The following is a 17,779-nucleotide window of genomic DNA, read 5'->3' as shown; positions in this document are numbered from 1 at the left end:
CTCGGCGTAACCGGCTATGGCCCAAGCTCTGCTAGACTGCGCCCCTTTTCAAGGAGCCCTTCAATGGACCCGCGCAGTGAAGTGTTACTCCGTCAGGCCGAGCTGTTTCAGGGCTCGTTGCTGCTGGCCGGCTTGGCAGCGGATGATCTGCTTGGCCGTTTGCCAGAAGCACGCGGCTGGTGCTGGCATGCGGGCGATCAAGCCGCGCTGGATGCCCGTTTCGAAGGCCGCACGCACTTTGGCGTCGACGCGCCGCAAGAAGCCTTCGACGCTGCCGTGGTGTTCCTGCCCAAGTCCCGGGACCTGACCGACTACATCCTCAATGCCCTGGCTTCGCGGCTGGCAGGCCGCGAGTTGTTTCTGGTCGGTGAGAAACGCAGCGGCATCGAAGCGGCGGCCCGCCAGTTGAGCCCGTTCGGTCGGGCGCGCAAGCTGGACAGCGCGCGGCATTGCCAGCTGTGGCAAGTCACGGTCGAGGAAGCCCCGCAAGCGGTAACTCTGGAAAGCCTCGCCCAGCATTACGAAGTGGAAATGGATGATGGCCCGCTGAAAGTTGTCAGCCTGCCGGGCGTGTTCAGTCACGGTCGTCTGGATCGCGGCTCGGCGCTGTTGTTGCAGAACATCGACAAGCTGCCCAGCGGCAATCTGCTGGATTTCGGCTGTGGTGCCGGTGTATTGGGGGCTGCGGTAAAACGTCGCTACCCGCACAACAACGTGATCATGCTCGACGTGGACGCCTTCGCCACAGCCAGCAGCCGTCTGACGCTGGCCGCCAATGGCCTGGAAGCCGAGGTGTTGACCGGCGACGGAATCGACGCGGCGCCCATGGGTTTGAGCACGATTCTGAGCAACCCGCCGTTCCACGTCGGAGTACATACCGATTATCAGGCAACGGAAAACTTGCTGCGAAAAGCACGCCAACATCTGAAATCAGGTGGCGAACTGCGCTTGGTGGCGAATGCCTTCCTCAAGTATCAGCCGCTGATCGAAGAGCATCTGGGCGTGTGCGCGATCAAGGCTCAGGGCAACGGTTTCCGCATCTATCGTGCCAAGCGCGCCTGAAAATAAGCGCTTGCCGAATGCGGTCTGCGTAGGCAGAATCCGCTCCGTCCTAGGGGAGTAGTCTCCCACGAGCGCCATGCTCGTCCGGTACGCATCAACATACTTGGTCCTCAGACCATGGTGCGTACGACCCCGAATCCGCTCAGACGGATCGGTGGTTTGACCAGACCTATGACACGAACACCTTACCCGGGGCGGGGAGGTCGTACGTGTCATAGCCGTGTCGACCCGCCCCTTAGGAAAACCCTGATGCTGGAATCCCTGTTGGTCCCCACTGCTGTCGTGGCACTTGCCGAAATTGGCGACAAGACCCAACTGCTCGCTCTCATTCTCGCCGCGCGCTTTCGCAAGCCCTGGCCGATCATCGCCGGTATTGTCGCGGCCACCCTGGCCAACCACGCTGCGGCGGGCGCGGTCGGCGCCTGGTTTGGCAGTTTCTTTTCTGACGCCACGCTGCACTGGATTCTGGCCGCGAGCTTCACCGCCACCGCATTGTGGACCCTGGTCCCCGACAAGATGGACGATGACGAAGCCGGCAATGGCCGCAAATTCGGGCCGTTCCTGACCACACTGATTGCGTTCTTCATCGCGGAAATCGGCGACAAGACGCAAATCGCCACAGTGATGCTGGCGGCGCAATATTCCTACCTTTGGCTAGTGATCATCGGCACGACGCTGGGCATGTTGATCGCCAACGTTCCGGTGGTCCTGGCGGGCAACTTCGCCGCTGACAAGCTGCCGCTGACCTTGATCCGGCGCCTGGCGGCGTGCGCCTTCTTCGTGCTGGCGCTGGTTGCGGTGTACAAGGCGATGCAGGTGAGTGGCTGGGTTTGATCAACCTTGATCGTTAAGCAAAGAATGGACTTGTACAGACTGTGCAGGACCGGCTTTAGCCGGGAGGGCGAGCGTTCTGACAACAGAGCCGCTGCGAATGGGCTGGCCTCCTCCCGGCTAAAGCCGGTCCTACGCGAATCCCCTCCCACCGTTCGCTCCTTCTTTTCGGTTACTTCTTCGCAGCCTGATACAACGGCATCACCTTGGGAATCGCCGCCTGCAACGAAGCGACCCGAGTCGCCGATGCCGGGTGAGTGCTCATGAATTCCGGCGGGGAATCGCCGGAGTTCTGGCTCATCTTCTCCCACAGCGTGATGGCCGCGTTCGGGTTGTAGCCAGCGCGTGCCGCCAGCTCCAGACCGAGCAGATCCGCTTCGTTTTCATTACCGCGACTGTTCGGCAAGGTCAGGCTGTAATTGACCACGGTATCGGCCAGCGCGAGGCTGTCCTGCCCCAATCCGAGCAAGGCACCCGCGCCCTGCTTGGCCATCGCTACGCCATACGCCTTGGACATCGCTTCGCGGCCGTGTTCGCGCAATGCGTGGGCGATCTCGTGACCCATGACTGCGGCGATTTCATCATCGCTCAGTTTGAGTGTGTCGATCAGTCCGCTGTAGACAATGATCTTGCCGCCGGGACCGCAGTTGGCGTTGAGGTCGTCGCTCTTGATCAGATTGACTTCCCACTGCCACTGCGCAGAATCCGGACGCAGCTTCGGCGCCTGGGCAATCAGCCGGTCGGCAATCGCATGCACGCGTTTGGCATTGGCGCTAGTGGTATCGAGCACGCCTTTGCCGGACGCCTCTTTCACCGTTTCCTGATAGGACTGGGCGTACATCTTGTTCACTTCGTCAGTCGAAAGCATGCTGAACATGTATTGCTTGCGCTCGACACCCACCGCATCCCCGCTGGTGGTGTTTACAGACTGGCAACCGCTGAGCAACAAGCTGGTACTCAAGGCACATAAGGCAACTGAACGACGCATAGTGAATCTCCCTGGAAACATGCTGGTGATTCTGGACGGCGAACAGCCAATACGCCAGAGATCATCCGATAGCCCTTTTGGTCAGCTGATCCGGCTGATGGTTCCCAACAAACGGACATATCCAATAACGACGTACTGGTACGATTTACGTCCATTTGAGGGGATGTTATTCATGCTTCCATAAAGCTTAGCCGATAGACAGTTCAGACGTAATCTCACGTCCGGAGCCTCTATGAAGTTCAAATCGATCCAGTCTTCAATCGCTGCACTGGCGGGCGCCATTGTGCTCAGCGTTGTTGTCGCATTAGTGCTGTATGCATTGTTTTCTGGAGCGCGGACCCAGACGATGGTCGAACAACGAACCCTGGCGCAATTCGAGCAGTCGGTGGAAGCGCGTCTGGGTGCCCTCGCCCGGACCCAGGCCAGCGATATCAAGCGCGAGCTGGAAACGCCACTGCTGATCACCGCCGGCCTGGCCAGAACCAACGCGTTGCTGGGCATCAATGACAGCAAGGGCGATGCGCAGCTGAAAATCAGCCGCGAGCAAATGCTCAATCTGCTGCGCAACACCGTGGAGCAGAATCCGAAGATTCTCGGCGCTTACATTGGTTGGGAGCCGAACGCTGTGGATCACAACGACGCCGCTTACGTGGATTCCACCACCGCCGGTGCCGATCCAAAAGATGGCCGCTTCATGCCATGGTGGTACCGCAAGACTGACGGCAGCCTGGCACTCGAAAAGCTCGCCAGCCTTGAGGACACCAAGCTGTTGTCCACCGGAGTGCGCTCAAGTGAGTATTACTTGTGCTCCCGGGAAACCAAAAAAGCCTGTGTCATCGACCCCGCGCCTTACAGCGTCGGCGGCAAAATGGTCATGCTCTCGTCGTTCATCGAGCCCATCATGATCAACGGGACCTTCCAGGGCATCGTTGGCGCGGACCTGTCGGTGAACTTCATTCAGGACATGCTTGAAGCCGCTGACAAAAAGCTCTACGACGGCGCGGGCGAAATGGCTTTGATCTCCAGCAACGGTGCACTGGTTGCCTACACCAAAGACCCGTCCAAGCTCGGCGAAAAAGCCACCACCATTCTGGACGCCAGCGAAGTCGCCAACCTTGCCAAAATCAACATTGGCGAGGTGCGCTACGAAACTGACAAGGAACACGGGCACATCGAGGTGTACATGCCATTTGGCATCGGCGCGACCGATGCGCGCTGGACCTTGATGATTCAGCTGCCCCTCAGCGCTGTCATGGCCGACCTGAACACGCTGCAAAGCGATCTGAGCAAGCAACACGACACCGACATTTTCGGCATGGCCATGGTCGGCTTGTTGATCGCGGGCGTCGGCTTGCTGGTGATCTGGCTGGTAGGACGCGGGATCGCGCGGCCACTCAAACAAATGGTCACCATGCTCAACGATATCGCCCAGGGCGAAGGTGATCTGACCAAACGCCTGCACAGCGACCGGGCCGACGAAACCGGGCAGATTGCCCAGGGTTTCAATACCTTCCTCGGCAAATTGCAGGTCATGATCAGTCAGGTTGTGACCTCGGTGCAGAAGGTCAGCGACTCCTCGGAGCACACTGCCGATATCGCCATCCGGACCAATCTGGGCGTGCAGAAGCAGATGTCGGAAATCGATCTGGTCGCCACGGCGGTGCATCAAATGACCGCCACCGCTCAGGACGTCGCCCGCAACGCCACACAGGCAGCGCAAGCGGCAAGCCATGCGGACAGCGCTGCCCATGAAGGCATGCAGATTGTGCAGAACACCTCGAATTCAATCAGCAACCTGGCTGTGGAAATCGGCCGAGCGGTGACTGTCGTGCAGACGCTGGCCAAGGACAGCGAGAACATCAACGCGATCCTGACCACCATTCGCGGGATTGCCGAACAGACGAACCTGCTGGCCTTGAATGCCGCCATCGAAGCCGCCCGCGCTGGCGAGCAAGGCCGTGGCTTTGCGGTGGTTGCCGATGAAGTGCGCAACCTGGCGCAGAAGACGCAGCAGGCGACCCAGGAAATCCAGAGCATGATCCAGCAACTGCAGAGCGGCACTCGCGAAGTGGTTCAGGTCATGGAAGGCAGCCAGAGCAAGACCGCCGAGAGTGTCAGCCATGCCGCCGATGCTGCGCAGGCGCTGGACACCATCACCAAGGCAGTGTCGGTGATCAACGACATGAACACCCAGATCGCCAGTGCCGCCGAGGAGCAAAGCGCCGTCGCCGACGACATCAATCGCAACGTGATCAATATTGGCCAGGTCGCCAACGAAGTCGCCGGCGGCGCCGACGAGTCCAGCCAGGCCAGCGCCGAATTGACCAAGTTGGCCGAGCAGCAGCGGCGGTTGATCAATCAGTTCAAGGTGTAATTCGGTAGGACCGGACTTGTCCGGGAAGGCGACAGTGCAGACAGCACTACAAAGGCGTCAAACACTCCGGCGCGTTGAGCTTCGGATCATTTACCAGATTGGCCAGCGGCCGTTCGCGCAGGGCGGTTTGCGGGCTGGCGAGCAGTGCTTGCAGGGTGGGCAACGGCGTGTCGGCGGCCAGCCAGTCCTTCTGCCCCTGGGCATCGAGAATCAACGGGCGGCGCTGGCTGGCGGCAAGTTGGGTGACCACCGCAACACTCAAATACGTATGCCCTTGCACCGGATACGCTTCCCAGATGGCCGCGAAAAACAAGGCCGAGCCCTCCCCCGGCGTCAGCCAGAACGGCCGTTTGCGGGTCGTGCCGCGCCATTCGTAGAAACCATTGGCCGGCAGCAGACAGCGCCGCGAGCGAAACGCATCGCGAAACATCGGTTGTTCGACCAGGGTTTCGGCGCGGGCATGAGCTGGCGTGCGCGACAGATCGGTCAGCCAGGCCGGAGTCAAACCCCAGCGCGCGCGGGCCAGTTCAAGATCGCCTTCGGTTTCGCTGCTGGCACGCAGCATCAATACCGGGTCGGCCGGGGAAATGTTCCACTGCGCCTGTTGGTCAGCCGGAAAACCGGGCAAGGCCGCAAACGCGGGCGTCCAACGAAACAGGGCATAACGTCCACACATGAGGGCAACAAAACTCTTCTGGCAGCTAAAAAAACGGAATCGGGCAGCGCGTCAGCACACCAGCACGTCGGGAAAATTGTCCGGCTCGTCTCCGGACACGGGCAGCGCTGCATTGTACGCAGTGATCAACTCCCGTGCGTGTTCGGCCTGATCGTTATCCACCGACAGACCCAGCACACCAAAAATCGGCAGTTCACCGACCCCACCGAGCAAATCCCGGCCGGTCAGGTGCGCCTGCACGCCTTCACTGGCCAGCATGCCTTGCAGCAACTCGCCCTCCAGCAGGTTTTCCGGCTCGTAGATTTTCTGCATCACTCATTCTCGCTGCGCACGTCCAGGTTCCAGTCTTCGCCGTCGGTCTGCAGATCGAAAACGATCGGTCGACAGCACACCGGGCAATCCTCGATGTACTGCTGATCGCCGCCGGAAAGGTCCAGCACCGCTTCGACCGGTTCGCCACAGTAAGGGCAGTCGTAACTCTGTAATTCCTGCATCAAGGTCTCCAAGACTAGTTGTGCGTATAATCGCGCTCTATTTGAAGGCTGATGTACTAGAGTCTGGACGTTATTTTCAGACCCAGCCTTCCTTTTCCTGCCATTCCCTACAAGAGAGCATGATGGGCGAATTCGATGCCATCCGACCTTACGACGACGCCGAAGTCCCAGCTGTACTCGCGCGCCTGCTCAGTGACAAAGCATTCCTGGCGATCCTGACTCATTTCCGCTTCCCGCGCCTGGCCGGCGCGTTTGGCTGGGTGCTGCAACCGGTGCTGGCGCGCAAGCTGCGTCGCGAGTTTGCCGGTATCGATTCGGTGGCCACGCTTCAGGACAAGGTCGAGTATTACGTCGACCACACCATCGAGCGCGCCACTGACGGTGTGACCTACACCGGCGTCGAGCAGTTCAAGTCCGGCAGTGCCTATCTGTTTCTGGCCAACCATCGCGACATAGTGATGGACCCGGCCTTCGTCAACTACGCGATTTATCACGCAGGCTTGCCGACTCCGCGCATTGCCATCGGCGACAATCTGCTGCAGAAGCCCTTCGTCAGCGACCTGATGCGCCTGAACAAGAGCTTCATCGTGCACCGTTCGATCATCGGACGCCGGGAAAAGATGGCGGCGTACCAGCTGTTGTCGGCCTACATCAATCACTCGATTCGCAACGATTGCCAGTCGATCTGGATCGCCCAGGCCGAAGGCAGGGCCAAGGACGGCGACGACCGTACTGAATCGGCGATCCTGAAAATGTTCCACATGAGCCGCAAGGACGAGCCGTTTGGCGAAGTGATCCGTTCGCTGAACCTGACGCCCGTGTCGATCAGCTACGAATACGACCCGTGCGATCATGCCAAGGCACGCGAACTGTACATCCGCGCCACTACCGGGAGTTACACCAAGGTGCCGGGCGAGGATGACGTCAGCATCGCGTTGGGGATTACCGGCTACAAAGGCCGGGTGCATGTGAACTTCGCGCCGCCGATCACCGAGTTGTTCGAAGACACCAAAGCGCTGGCCATCGAAATGGATCGGCAGATTCTCGGCGGCTATCGCCTGTTCCCGGTGCATTACCTGGCTTATGCGCAATGGGCTGATGCCGAGCCGGCACTCGGCGTGCCACTGGCGGCGGATGTGTTTGCGCCCGAGGAACTGGCCAAAGCCCAGGAAGAATGGCAGCGCCGCCTCGAAGGATGCCCGGAAGAACATCAGCCGTTTCTGGTCCAGCAATACGCGATGCCGGTACGCAATCAGTATCGGGTCAAAGCCGGGATTGCGCTGTAACTCGCGAACGGCGGCAAAAAAACAAGGCGCTCTTCAAGAGCGCCTTTTTTATGGGTCACAGCAAGGGCTACAGACCGGTGCTGACCCACGACAGCAGCAACGCAAACCCCAGACAAGCCCCACCCACGCGATAACACAGGCGGTTCATGCGCAATAACGAGACGTCCATCAGATGCATGGGCTCGTCGATCTGCGACAACGCGCTGAGCACTGCGAGCTGCTTGAGTTCGCGTTGTTCCCGGTTTCGCGTCACGGACAGCAGGCCGATTCCGGGGCAAGCGGCCAGCAATGCAAGCAGGTTCAGGGTAAAGGCAGGCGTGAGAGGTAACAGCGACATTGCAGCCTCGATGGCGTTTCAAAGCGCGCCGTGGGATTCAGAGTGGACAGAACTCTAATTTAGCCACCGTCACCTTAACGTAACCTGAACCGGGCACTGTATGGCACCTCGAGGGATAACCTCGATCCCTTCTGGAGCCATCCATGCTGCACGCCAAGAATCAGGACCGCCTGTATTTGATCGCCCCGAGCGACGAACAGGAAGCATTGATCGACGCTTTGTCCTTCAACGTCCAGGACCGCCACTGGCTGGTGTACTGCGCCCTCGGCGGCCATCAGCACCATGATCTGCCGGACATGGACCAGCAGACCGGTTTCAGTTTTCTGGATTTTTATCAGCAGGCGGCATGAGATAAAGAGCCTGCTGGAGGCTTGCCCGCGAAGCCTTTTTTCATACCCAGAAAAACGGTTAAACGCACTGGCCTCTTCGCGAGCAAGCTCACTCCCACCAAGCCTGCTTTCGTCACACAACAAAAAACCCGGCCTCTTCACAGAGGTCCGGGTTTTTTTGATCCAGCGCTAACGCTATTACTGCGCCAGCGTGCGGCCGATCGTCTGATCCTGGAACAGACGCGTCAGCGCATCACTCAACACGTCGCTGACCAGCTTGGTGTTGGTTTCCTGGTTCGGCGCCATGCCGAAGCGCTGGTCCAGGGATGCGGCATAACGACCGCTGTAGCTTTTACCGTTGTTCTGCACGTCAGCGCGGAACGTCGAGCTGATGGTCGCCTCGGTTACGTACAGGCCTTCTTTCGGGGACTGATATTTCAGGTCGGCGAGGGTCACGGTCAATTGCGGACCGCTGCCACTGGAACTCGGCGTGAAGCCCAGCAAACGTACAGCCGCTTCGGCCTGGGCTTGCAGCTTGGGCAACAGATCGGCACTGGATACGCTGATCGCGCTGGTTTCCGGGTACATGCCGCCACGGGTACCCAGTGTCGGGCCAGGACGACCATCAACCACACGCACGACCACCGGCTGGCCACGGCCGACCGGCGCAAGCTGGGCGTTCAGCTTGGGCTGCGGACTGAGTTGTTGCGGGCTGTGGGCACAGCCGACCAGCGTAAGACTGCTAACAGCAAGCAAACCAAACAAAATGCGACGCAGCATGCTCATCTCTCCATGGGCAGGGCACTAAATGTGCCGCAGTATAGCGGCGCTCACGGCACGCCAACCAGTTAAAATCGGACTGCAAACAGACCGCAATGGTTCAGCAACACAGGTGTCACCGTCATGTCACGTCCAGCGTGCAACCTATGCTCAACCCAACAGGAGCATCGTCATGGACTTTCTCTGGTCACTGTTCAGCCTGCGTCGTCAATACCGCCACTACGCCCGCGTCGACCAATCCGGCATTTGCCAGGCATTCAAACGCTGCCGTCAGGCTCCGGCAGGCAGCGAATGGGTCGAAATCGTCGAAGAAAATCTCTCCTGGCTCGGCGCTCCACTGCCCGCCAACGCCCGCAGGCAGAGAGCTTCAAGCCGGTCCGCTGCGCATCACATGCTCACCGTCTGACCGGACGACGAATAAAAGTCACTTAATCAGATCAATTCCCGTCGTTTCATCGCTATAATCTCCCCCCGATTATAAGGACGTCTCCTGATCGGGCCTCGCAGCACTGCTAATCACTGGATTAGCGCCTTCGTATTGCCCACAGAGAGCCGCCCACACAGATCATGTGCAGGCATCTGTACTCGCTGGCTGGCGAATCGTTTCGAACCTTTCCTGCCATAAAGCGCCTTACTCTTGCCTGCCTTCGATCTGCCAGAGTTGCCATCGCGCAGCCCTTTTTGAGGTTTGAGGTTCACGTTTCCAAAAGAGCGTGAAAAAAACGGGTTTCACAACTTCACAAGAGTGTGGCAAGCAAATGAATAGGTACGCGTTTGTAAATGCACCATTATCAGCGTCTGACCCAGCCCCTTTGAACAGGATTGATCGCTGCTGCGCAGTCTCCATGACCGGAGTCTGAAGCCTGTCCCCTACGGATTTGGTTGCATTACCGGAGGCCTTGACGATAGTCGAATGGCCGCTCGGCCTGAAAAATGCGTTCATGCAAGCTTTATGAACCGCTTTCAGGTCCGCTTGGTGACCTCCGTTGACGATGCGAAAAATTGCGAAGAACCGGACATGCCGATCCTGGCCAGCGTTACCTGGGGACTACTTTGATCCATGCCCCGCGACCTGGCGACCGACCTCGGGATCGTATGCCGTCAATTTGGTGCTGCAGATTTTGGAGACGCGTTAATGGCGCATAACGAAGCAGTTGATGTGGTATTGGTCGGGGCAGGCATCATGAGTGCCACCCTCGCCGTACTGCTCAAAGAGCTCGACCCCAGCCTGAAGCTGGAAGTCGTTGAGCTGATGGATTCTGGCGCTGCGGAGAGTTCCAACCCGTGGAACAACGCCGGTACCGGCCACGCCGGGCTTTGCGAACTGAACTACACGCCGCCTGCGGCCGACGGTTCCATCGACATCAAAAAAGCCGTACACATCAACACCCAGTTCGAAGTTTCGAAGCAGTTCTGGGCGTATCTCACGCAAAAGGGCACTTTCGGCTCTTCGAAGTCGTTTATCGCCGCGGTGCCGCACCTGAGTTTTGTCCAGGGCGCGGAAGGCGTTTCGTTCCTCAAGACTCGCTATGAAGCCATGCGCAAGCATCACGCGTTTGCGTCCATGGAATACACCGAAGACAAGGCCACTCTCGCTGAGTGGATGCCGCTGATGATGCCCGGCCGCCCGGCCGATGAGCAGATCGCCGCGACCCGTGTGATGCACGGCACCGACGTCAACTTCGGCAACCTGACCAACCAGTTGCTCAAGCACCTGACCAGCACTCCGGATTCACAGGTCAAGTACTGCAAGCGCGTAACCGGCCTGAGCCGTAAAGGCGCGGGCTGGAGCGTCAGCATCAAGGACGTGAACAGCGGCAGTACTCGCGAAATCGACGCCAAATTCGTCTTCCTTGGCGCAGGTGGCGCGGCCTTGCCGTTGTTGCAAATGTCGGGCATCGAAGAAAGCAAAGGTTTTGGCGGCTTCCCGGTCAGCGGCCAGTGGCTGCGTTGCGACAACCCGGAAGTGGTCAAGCGTCACCAGGCCAAGGTCTACAGCCAGGCAGCCGTCGGTTCGCCGCCGATGTCCGTACCGCACCTGGATACGCGCGTGGTGGATGGCAAGAAATCCCTGCTGTTCGGGCCTTACGCCGGTTTCACCACCAAGTTCCTCAAGCACGGCTCGTTCCTGGATCTGCCATTGTCGGTTCGTGCCGCCAATATCGGACCGATGCTGGCCGTGGCCCGGGACAACATGGATCTGACCAAGTATCTGGTCAGTGAAGTCATGCAGTCCATGGAGCAGCGTCTTGAGTCTCTGCGCCGCTTCTACCCGGAAGCCAAGGCCGAAGACTGGCGCCTGGAAGTGGCCGGGCAACGGGTACAGATCATCAAGAAAGATCCCAAGAAAGGCGGCGTACTGCAATTTGGTACCGAACTGGTGTCTGCGAAGGACGGTTCTCTCGCGGCCCTGCTGGGCGCTTCACCTGGCGCTTCGGTAACAGTGTCGATCATGCTGGACCTGATCGACCGTTGCTTCCCGGAAAAAGCCCGTGGCGAGTGGGCTGCCAAGCTCAATGAGATCTTCCCGGCGCGGGAAAAGATTCTCGAAACCGATGCGCAACTCTATGAGCGCATCAGTACCGAGAACAACGAGCGCCTGGAGCTGATCGAAAAACGCAGCCCGGTACAGAGCATCGCGTGATCGCTCAGCCGTAAAAAAACGCCCTTCGGGGCGTTTTTTTTTGCTCTGAGGTTGCGATCAGCCGCGAGCTTTTTCGATCAGCTCGATGTATTCCTCGGCATTGCGCTGGTCCTTGATCAGGGCGATGAAGTCGTTGCCATGCTCGTCCTTGCCATCAAAGTCGTAACCGGCTTCGCGGAAGAACACCAGGAATCGCTCGAAATCATTGACCCGCAGGCCACGGTAGGCCTTGATCAGCTTGTGCAGCGACGGCGCTATGGCGTCGACCGGCTCGAAATCGAGAAACAACTTGATCTGCGCATCGCCGATCTCGTCTCCGATCAACTGTTTCTTATCTTTACGCATTGCTGACTCCAACTGAATCGCGGACATGTTAACCGGCGGGCAGTTTACCCCCCGCCCGGCTCAAGGCTCAACGCATACGCGCAGGTGTGGTGTGCAAATCGGCCCAGACGTGGCCGTTGGCATAGGTCAGGAACTGACAGTAAACCTTCTCGCTGCGCAGCAGATCGACCATCATCCGGTATTGGTTAACCGGGTAATACAGGGTCAGCACGCGGCTTTTCTCGTCGTAAGTCGGCTTCTTCAGGCTTTTGCTTTCGCCATCGAAATGGATCAACACCTCGGAAATGCTCGCGCCCTTGTTCAGCGGCTTGCCCTTGAGGCGCAGCAGGATCGGCGACGTAACCGGAATCGGTTGCTGATTGGACTGCCGCTGGCTGCCGATCACCACGGAATATTCAGTGATCTGCAACAACTGCTGCTGTTCGGGCTCGCCTTCCCGGACGTTCAGATCGTCGGGCGGCAGGTACTGGGCATGCATCGGCTCGGCTGAAACGCTTGCCACGAAGGGCAAACTGCACAACAGCGCCAACGTCGCGCTACGGATCAAAAACTTCATTTCGACTTCCCGCAAGGACTGGGCTGGCACTTTAGCATGGCGATCAACTACCTTCGGCACACAGGATTCGTAGGACCGGCTTTAGCCGGGAGGGCGGAAAGTCTGACGACGCAACTGCTGCGAATGTATCGACCTCCTCCCGGCTAAAGCCGGTCCTACGGGTTGTTATGAGAATCAAGACGGTATCTACAGGATTGGGTTCAATCCAACCAATTACATCCCTTTAACTGCATAAATGCCGGCCGCGTTGCGCCAGTAGCCTTTGTAATCCATGCCATACCCGAAGATGTAACGGTCGATGCACGGCAGGCCGACGAAATCGGCTTTCAGGTCCGGACGGGCTTTGCGGTCGTGGTCCTTGTCGATCAGCACGGCAGTGTGGACGGCGCTGGCACCGGCATGTTTGCAGAAGTCGACGATCGCGCCCAAGGTGTGACCTTCATCCAGAATGTCGTCGATGATCAGCACGTCGCGATCGATGAATGAAACTTCCGGCTTGGCTTTCCAGAACAGATCGCCGCCACTGGTTTCGTTGCGATAACGGGTCGCGTGCAGGTACGACGCTTCCAGTGGGAAATTCAGATGCGTCAGCAGTTTGCCAGCGAAGATTAGCCCGCCGTTCATCACGCAAAACACTACCGGGTTACGGTCGGCGAGTTCGGCATTGATCTGCGCACCGACCTTGGCGATAGAGGCTTCGACTTCGGCTTCAGTGTAAAGGCAGTCAGCCTCGCGCATGATTTGACGGATATGCTCGAGATCAGCAGACATGACGCTCTCCAATGGGGGCAGTGTGAGAAAAGCGGGCAAAGGTACGCATCCGCTCGGGTCAGGGCAAGCAATTCTGGACTAACGTGTCAGGATTCGTACGAAAACGCCGTATCACCCGTAGGACAGTAACAGCTGAATAGATTAACCTAGGCCGTTTTTTTGCCCCCCGCCGGAGCCTTTCCTTATGCCTGTCCGTGAAATCCGTCATCCGCTGATCCAGCACAAGCTCGGCCTGATGCGCCGTGCCGACATCAGCACCAAAAATTTCCGTGAGCTGGCCCAGGAAGTCGGCGCCCTGCTCACTTACGAAGCCACCGCTGACCTGCCGCTGGAAACCTACGACATCCAGGGTTGGGCCGGCACCGTGCAGGTCGAAAAGATCGCCGGCAAGAAGATCACCGTGGTGCCGATCCTGCGCGCTGGCATCGGCATGCTCGACGGCGTACTCACCCTGATTCCGGGCGCCAAGGTCAGCGCCGTGGGCGTGGCCCGCAATGAAAAAACCCTCGAAGCACACACCTATCTGGAGAAACTGGTCCCGGAAATCGACGAGCGCCTGGCGATGATCATCGACCCGATGCTCGCCACCGGCGGCTCGATGGTGGCGACGATTGACCTGCTGAAGAAAGCCGGCTGCAAGGAAATCCGCGCCATGGTGCTGGTTGCCGCGCCGGAAGGCATTGCCGCCGTCGAGCTTGCGCACCCTGACGTGACGATCTACACCGCGTCCATCGATGAGCGCCTCAACGAGCACGGCTACATCATTCCGGGCCTGGGCGATGCCGGTGACAAGATTTTCGGCACCAAGCAAAAGGACGCGTAATGAAGCAGGACGAGTTCAACGATCCACTCTGGCGCACGGTTTTATCGGGCGCGCAGATGCTCTTCGTGGCGTTCGGCGCGCTGGTATTGATGCCGCTGATCACCGGGCTGGATCCTAACGTCGCACTGTTTACCGCAGGCCTTGGCACCTTGCTGTTCCAGCTGGTGACCGGGCGGCAAGTGCCGGTTTTCCTGGCGTCGAGCTTTGCCTTCATCACGCCGATCATTCTCGCCAAGGGCCAGTTCGGCCTGGCCGCGACCATGGGCGGGATCATGGCGGCAGGTTTCGTCTACACCTTCCTCGGCCTGGCGGTGAAGATCAAAGGCACCGGTTTCATCGATCGCCTGCTGCCACCGGTAGTGATCGGCCCGGTGATCATTTCCATCGGCCTGGCCATGGCACCAATCGCCGCGAATATGGCGATGGGCAAGGCGGGCGACGGCGCGGAACTGATTCCATACAAGATCGCCATGTGGATTTCCATGCCTGCGCTGCTGACCACGCTGATCGTAGCGGTGTTCGGCAAAGGGATTTTCCGTCTGGTGCCGATCATTTCCGGGGTATTGGTGGGTTTTGCCCTGGCGTTTTATTTCGGCGTGGTCGACACCGCAAAAATCGCCGCCGCTCCCTGGCTGGCGCTGCCTGCGTTCACCGCTCCGGAATTCAACTGGCAGGCGATTCTGTTCATCGTGCCGGTGGCGCTGGCTCCGGCCATCGAACATATCGGTGGGGTGATCGCAGTCGGTAGCGTGACCGGACGCGACTATTTGAAGAAACCGGGCTTGCACCGCACCTTGCTGGGCGACGGGATTGCTACCACGGCAGCCGGTCTGTTCGGCGGGCCGCCCAACACCACCTATGCCGAAGTGACGGGCGCGGTGATGCTGACCAAGAACTACAACCCGAAGATCATGACCTGGGCGGCGATCTTTGCTATCAGCCTGGCGTTTATCGGCAAATTCGGCGCGCTGCTACAGAGCATTCCGGTGCCGGTGATGGGCGGGATTCTCTGCCTGTTGTTCGGTTCGATTGCGGCGGTGGGCATGAACACGCTGATTCGCCACAAGGTCGATCTGGCCGAAGCGCGCAATCTGGTGATTGTCTCGGTGACGCTGGTGTTCGGTATCGGCGGCGTGTTGATCGGCACCGGCAACGGCCCGGACGATTTCGGCCTCAAAGGGATTTCCCTGTGCGCCGTGACCGCGATAGCGCTGAACCTGCTGCTGCCGGGGAATGACAGCTGGAAGAACAAGCATCTGGATGATCAATTGCCGTAGGGCACGGCATTGATCCGTCGGACGTGGCATTGAACCGTAGCACCGGCTTTAGCCGGGAGGACATTCTCCCGGCTAAAGCCGGTCCTACGGCCTGACCTACAACATCAACGGCGCTCGCTCGCACAGGCGGTTCAGCGCCGCCGCCCAGTTCGGATCGTCGTTCAGGCACGGAATCAACACCAGCTCCTCGCCCCCCGCCGCCTTGAACTGCTCAGCGCCCCGATCACCAATCTCTTCCAGGGTTTCGATGCAGTCGGCGACGAACGCCGGGCACATCACCAGCAATTTCTTCACGCCCTGCGCAGCAAGCTCTTCGAGATGGGCTTCGGTGTAGGGTTCAATCCATTTCGCCCGGCCAAGCCTCGACTGGAACGACACCGACCATTTGCCATCGGCGATGCCCATCCGTTTGGCGAACGCGGCGGCGGACTGAATGCACTGGGCGCGATAACAGGTCGCCAGCACTTCCGGTGGTGCGGCCATGCAGCAATCCGGACCTTTCAAGCAATGACTGCGCGTCGGGTCAAGCTTGAGCAAGTGACGCTCCGGCAATCCATGAAAACTCAGCAACAGGTGATCATGCGGCTGCTGCAAATGCGGGCGGACGTTCTCCACCAATGCATCGAGGTATTCCGGCTGGTCGTAAAACGCCTGCAGGATCGAAAACTGCATCTTCATGCCTTTGCTGCGCACGACCCGTTTGGCTTCTTCGATAACCGTGGTCACCGTGCTGTCGGCAAACTGCGGATACAGCGGTGCCAGCGTGACCTTTTTGATGCCTTGACCGGAAAGGCGCGTCAGCACCGTTTCGATGGAAGGCTCGCCATAACGCATGGCCAGTTCCACCGGGCCGTGCGTCCACTCCTTGGTCATTGCCTGATGCAGGCGCTTGCTCAGCACCACCAGCGGCGAACCTTCGTCCCACCAGATCGAGGCGTAAGCGTGCGCGGACTGCTCGGGGCGCTTGATCAGGATCAGCGACACCAGCAAGCGACGAACCGGCCACGGCAGGTCGATAACGTAAGGGTCCATGAGGAATTGATTGAGGTAACTGCGCACGTCCGCCACCGAAGTGGAGGCCGGAGAACCCAGATTGACCAGCAACAACGCGTGATCGGTCATGCAACATCCTATTTCAGTGGCGGCCCAGCAAATCGTCGAGGGCTGCGTGCAGTTCGGTAAATCGAAAGGTAAAACCAGCCGCTTCAAGCCGCGCCGGGCGAGCCCGCTGCCCGCCGAGCAACAACACCGACAACTCGCCCATCAGTATTTTCAGGGCGAGACCGGGGAGCGGCATAAACGCCGGGCGATGCAGCACGCCAGCAAGGATCCTGGCGAATTCACGATTGCGCACCGGTGATGGCGCGCAGACATTATACGGACCCTGAGCGTCATCGTTTGTTAACAGAAAATCTATCGCGGCAATCTGGTCCTGGATGTGAATCCACGGCATCCACTGCCGCCCGCCGCCAATCGGCCCGCCCATGCCCAACTTGAAGGGCAACAATAATCGCTGCAGAAAACCACCTTCATTGGACAACACCAAACCCGTGCGAATGACCACCACGCGAACGCCCAGGGCCTCGGCACGTTGCGCGGTTTCTTCCCACGCGCCGCACAGCTTGCTGGCGAAATCTTCTTTGACCGGCTGCGCGGTCTCATCCAGTTCGCGCTCTCCGCCGTCGCCATACCAGCCCACGGCTGAGCCACTGATCATCACCCGAGGTTTTTGCTCGCGGCGCTCAAGCCAGGCCAGCAATTGTTCGGTCAGCCCGATGCGGCTGTCCCACAACAGCACCTTGCGCTTGCGGGTCCAGGGACGGTCGGCAATCGGCGCGCCAGCCAGGTTGATCACTGCATCCACCGGCTCTTCGCCCAGATCGTTGAGATGCGCGATGCCCCGCACCGACTCGCCACACAAACGCGTGACTTCCCTGGGGCGTCGACTCCAGACGGTGAGTTGGTGACCTTGTTTTTGCCAGAGTCGGCAGAGCTGACGTCCTAGCAATCCAGTACCGCCGGTCAGCAATATGTGCATGGCAGGTTTCCTTGCGTAGCGTTCGGGGCTATTGCGTAGTCTATTTTTCAGGACCCATGAATTCATAAGCCAAGGCTGTGCTTGAACGATAGGCCAAACCTGAGGAGCGTAAAGCGGGACTATCCGTTCGCATCGTCACAAAAAGGTTTTCAGAGACACCCGACTCAA

At 59.1% G+C, this 17,779-nt stretch carries 20 protein-coding genes and 1 riboswitch; of the genes, 9 read left to right on the top strand and 11 right to left on the bottom strand.

Features of this window, described 5'->3' with window-relative positions; translation table 11 throughout:
- Positions 1-63 precede the first annotated feature (63 nt).
- Complete coding sequence (locus tag AABC73_RS05200; protein ID WP_341522723.1) at positions 64-1,062, top strand: class I SAM-dependent methyltransferase; 999 nt, start codon at positions 64-66, stop codon at positions 1,060-1,062.
- Between the two features lie 40 nt (positions 1,063-1,102).
- A riboswitch (yybP-ykoY riboswitch) is annotated at positions 1,103-1,222 on the top strand.
- An 89-nt stretch (positions 1,223-1,311) separates the two neighbouring features.
- Complete coding sequence (locus tag AABC73_RS05195) at positions 1,312-1,896, top strand: TMEM165/GDT1 family protein (RefSeq protein ID WP_065833254.1); 585 nt, start codon at positions 1,312-1,314, stop codon at positions 1,894-1,896.
- A gap of 169 nt (positions 1,897-2,065) precedes the next feature.
- Here the strand turns inward: AABC73_RS05195 and AABC73_RS05190 are convergent, their stop codons facing one another.
- Complete coding sequence (locus AABC73_RS05190; protein WP_341522722.1) at positions 2,066-2,881, bottom strand: M48 family metallopeptidase; 816 nt, start codon at positions 2,879-2,881, stop codon at positions 2,066-2,068.
- 232 nt (positions 2,882-3,113) lie between these two features.
- On the opposite strand from AABC73_RS05190, the gene AABC73_RS05185 reads away from it, so the two are divergent.
- Positions 3,114-5,255, top strand: coding sequence for a methyl-accepting chemotaxis protein (locus AABC73_RS05185; RefSeq protein WP_341522721.1), 2,142 nt, complete (start codon positions 3,114-3,116; stop codon positions 5,253-5,255).
- 46 nt (positions 5,256-5,301) lie between these two features.
- Here the strand turns inward: AABC73_RS05185 and AABC73_RS05180 are convergent, their stop codons facing one another.
- Genes AABC73_RS05180 through AABC73_RS05170 form a run of 3 tightly spaced genes read right to left on the bottom strand, consistent with a single transcriptional unit; the run spans position 5,302 to position 6,425 of the window.
- A complete protein-coding gene (locus tag AABC73_RS05180; protein WP_341522720.1) occupies positions 5,302-5,931 on the bottom strand; it encodes an SOS response-associated peptidase in 630 nt (209 codons plus the stop codon).
- Positions 5,932-5,982: 51 nt separating this feature from the next.
- Positions 5,983-6,243 carry a DUF2007 domain-containing protein gene (locus tag AABC73_RS05175; RefSeq protein WP_341522719.1) on the bottom strand — a complete coding sequence of 87 codons (261 nt, stop codon included), beginning with the start codon at positions 6,241-6,243 and terminating at the stop codon, positions 5,983-5,985.
- The gene (locus tag AABC73_RS05170; protein ID WP_003318204.1) at positions 6,243-6,425 is read right to left on the bottom strand and encodes a CPXCG motif-containing cysteine-rich protein; all 183 of its coding nucleotides are present in this window, start codon (positions 6,423-6,425) and stop codon (positions 6,243-6,245) included. The genes AABC73_RS05175 and AABC73_RS05170 overlap by 1 nt, the downstream gene beginning before the upstream one ends.
- Positions 6,426-6,547: 122 nt before the next feature.
- On the opposite strand from AABC73_RS05170, the gene AABC73_RS05165 reads away from it, so the two are divergent.
- Positions 6,548-7,711: a 1-acyl-sn-glycerol-3-phosphate acyltransferase gene (locus tag AABC73_RS05165; protein WP_341522718.1), complete on the top strand. Its 1,164-nt coding sequence runs from the start codon at positions 6,548-6,550 to the stop codon at positions 7,709-7,711.
- Positions 7,712-7,778: 67 nt separating this feature from the next.
- On the opposite strand, the gene AABC73_RS05160 is transcribed toward AABC73_RS05165, so the two are convergent.
- Positions 7,779-8,048: a hypothetical protein gene (locus AABC73_RS05160; protein ID WP_341522717.1), complete on the bottom strand. Its 270-nt coding sequence runs from the start codon at positions 8,046-8,048 to the stop codon at positions 7,779-7,781.
- Between the two features lie 143 nt (positions 8,049-8,191).
- On the opposite strand from AABC73_RS05160, the gene AABC73_RS05155 reads away from it, so the two are divergent.
- A complete protein-coding gene (locus AABC73_RS05155) occupies positions 8,192-8,398 on the top strand; it encodes a hypothetical protein (protein WP_020290451.1) in 207 nt (68 codons plus the stop codon).
- Between the two features lie 177 nt (positions 8,399-8,575).
- On the opposite strand, the gene AABC73_RS05150 is transcribed toward AABC73_RS05155, so the two are convergent.
- Complete coding sequence (locus AABC73_RS05150) at positions 8,576-9,157, bottom strand: YajG family lipoprotein (RefSeq protein ID WP_341522716.1); 582 nt, start codon at positions 9,155-9,157, stop codon at positions 8,576-8,578.
- Between the two features lie 172 nt (positions 9,158-9,329).
- Here AABC73_RS05150 and AABC73_RS05145 point away from each other — a divergent pair, with 172 nt between their 5' ends.
- Positions 9,330-9,563, top strand: coding sequence for a hypothetical protein (locus AABC73_RS05145; RefSeq protein WP_341522715.1), 234 nt, complete (start codon positions 9,330-9,332; stop codon positions 9,561-9,563).
- A gap of 729 nt (positions 9,564-10,292) precedes the next feature.
- Complete coding sequence (gene mqo, locus AABC73_RS05140) at positions 10,293-11,801, top strand: malate dehydrogenase (quinone) (RefSeq protein WP_341522714.1); 1,509 nt, start codon at positions 10,293-10,295, stop codon at positions 11,799-11,801.
- A gap of 57 nt (positions 11,802-11,858) precedes the next feature.
- On the opposite strand, the gene AABC73_RS05135 is transcribed toward mqo, so the two are convergent.
- From AABC73_RS05135 to AABC73_RS05125, 3 genes are all read right to left on the bottom strand, one after another.
- A complete protein-coding gene (locus AABC73_RS05135) occupies positions 11,859-12,146 on the bottom strand; it encodes a PA4642 family protein (RefSeq protein ID WP_341522713.1) in 288 nt (95 codons plus the stop codon).
- Positions 12,147-12,213: 67 nt separating this feature from the next.
- Positions 12,214-12,702, bottom strand: coding sequence for a hypothetical protein (locus AABC73_RS05130; protein ID WP_341522712.1), 489 nt, complete (start codon positions 12,700-12,702; stop codon positions 12,214-12,216).
- A 213-nt stretch (positions 12,703-12,915) separates the two neighbouring features.
- Positions 12,916-13,473: a hypoxanthine-guanine phosphoribosyltransferase gene (locus AABC73_RS05125; RefSeq protein WP_065833264.1), complete on the bottom strand. Its 558-nt coding sequence runs from the start codon at positions 13,471-13,473 to the stop codon at positions 12,916-12,918.
- Positions 13,474-13,657: 184 nt separating this feature from the next.
- Here AABC73_RS05125 and upp point away from each other — a divergent pair, with 184 nt between their 5' ends.
- On the top strand, positions 13,658-14,296 hold the full coding sequence (gene upp, locus AABC73_RS05120) for a uracil phosphoribosyltransferase (protein WP_331151638.1): 639 nt from the start codon (positions 13,658-13,660) through the stop codon (positions 14,294-14,296).
- Positions 14,296-15,573, top strand: coding sequence for a uracil-xanthine permease family protein (locus AABC73_RS05115; RefSeq protein ID WP_065833266.1), 1,278 nt, complete (start codon positions 14,296-14,298; stop codon positions 15,571-15,573). The genes upp and AABC73_RS05115 overlap by 1 nt, the downstream gene beginning before the upstream one ends.
- Before the next feature lie 96 nt (positions 15,574-15,669).
- On the opposite strand, the gene hemH is transcribed toward AABC73_RS05115, so the two are convergent.
- Together hemH and AABC73_RS05105 are read right to left on the bottom strand one after the other, a co-directional pair.
- Complete coding sequence (gene hemH / locus AABC73_RS05110; protein ID WP_341522711.1) at positions 15,670-16,695, bottom strand: ferrochelatase; 1,026 nt, start codon at positions 16,693-16,695, stop codon at positions 15,670-15,672.
- Between the two features lie 13 nt (positions 16,696-16,708).
- On the bottom strand, positions 16,709-17,611 hold the full coding sequence (locus AABC73_RS05105) for a TIGR01777 family oxidoreductase (RefSeq protein ID WP_341522710.1): 903 nt from the start codon (positions 17,609-17,611) through the stop codon (positions 16,709-16,711).
- Positions 17,612-17,779: the final 168 nt, after the last annotated feature.

This window comes from Pseudomonas sp. G.S.17 (assembly GCF_038096165.1).
Lineage (GTDB): Bacteria > Pseudomonadota > Gammaproteobacteria > Pseudomonadales > Pseudomonadaceae > Aquipseudomonas.
The sequence above is the reverse complement of the archived record's forward strand: the minus strand, read 5'-3'. Positions and strand labels throughout refer to the sequence as shown.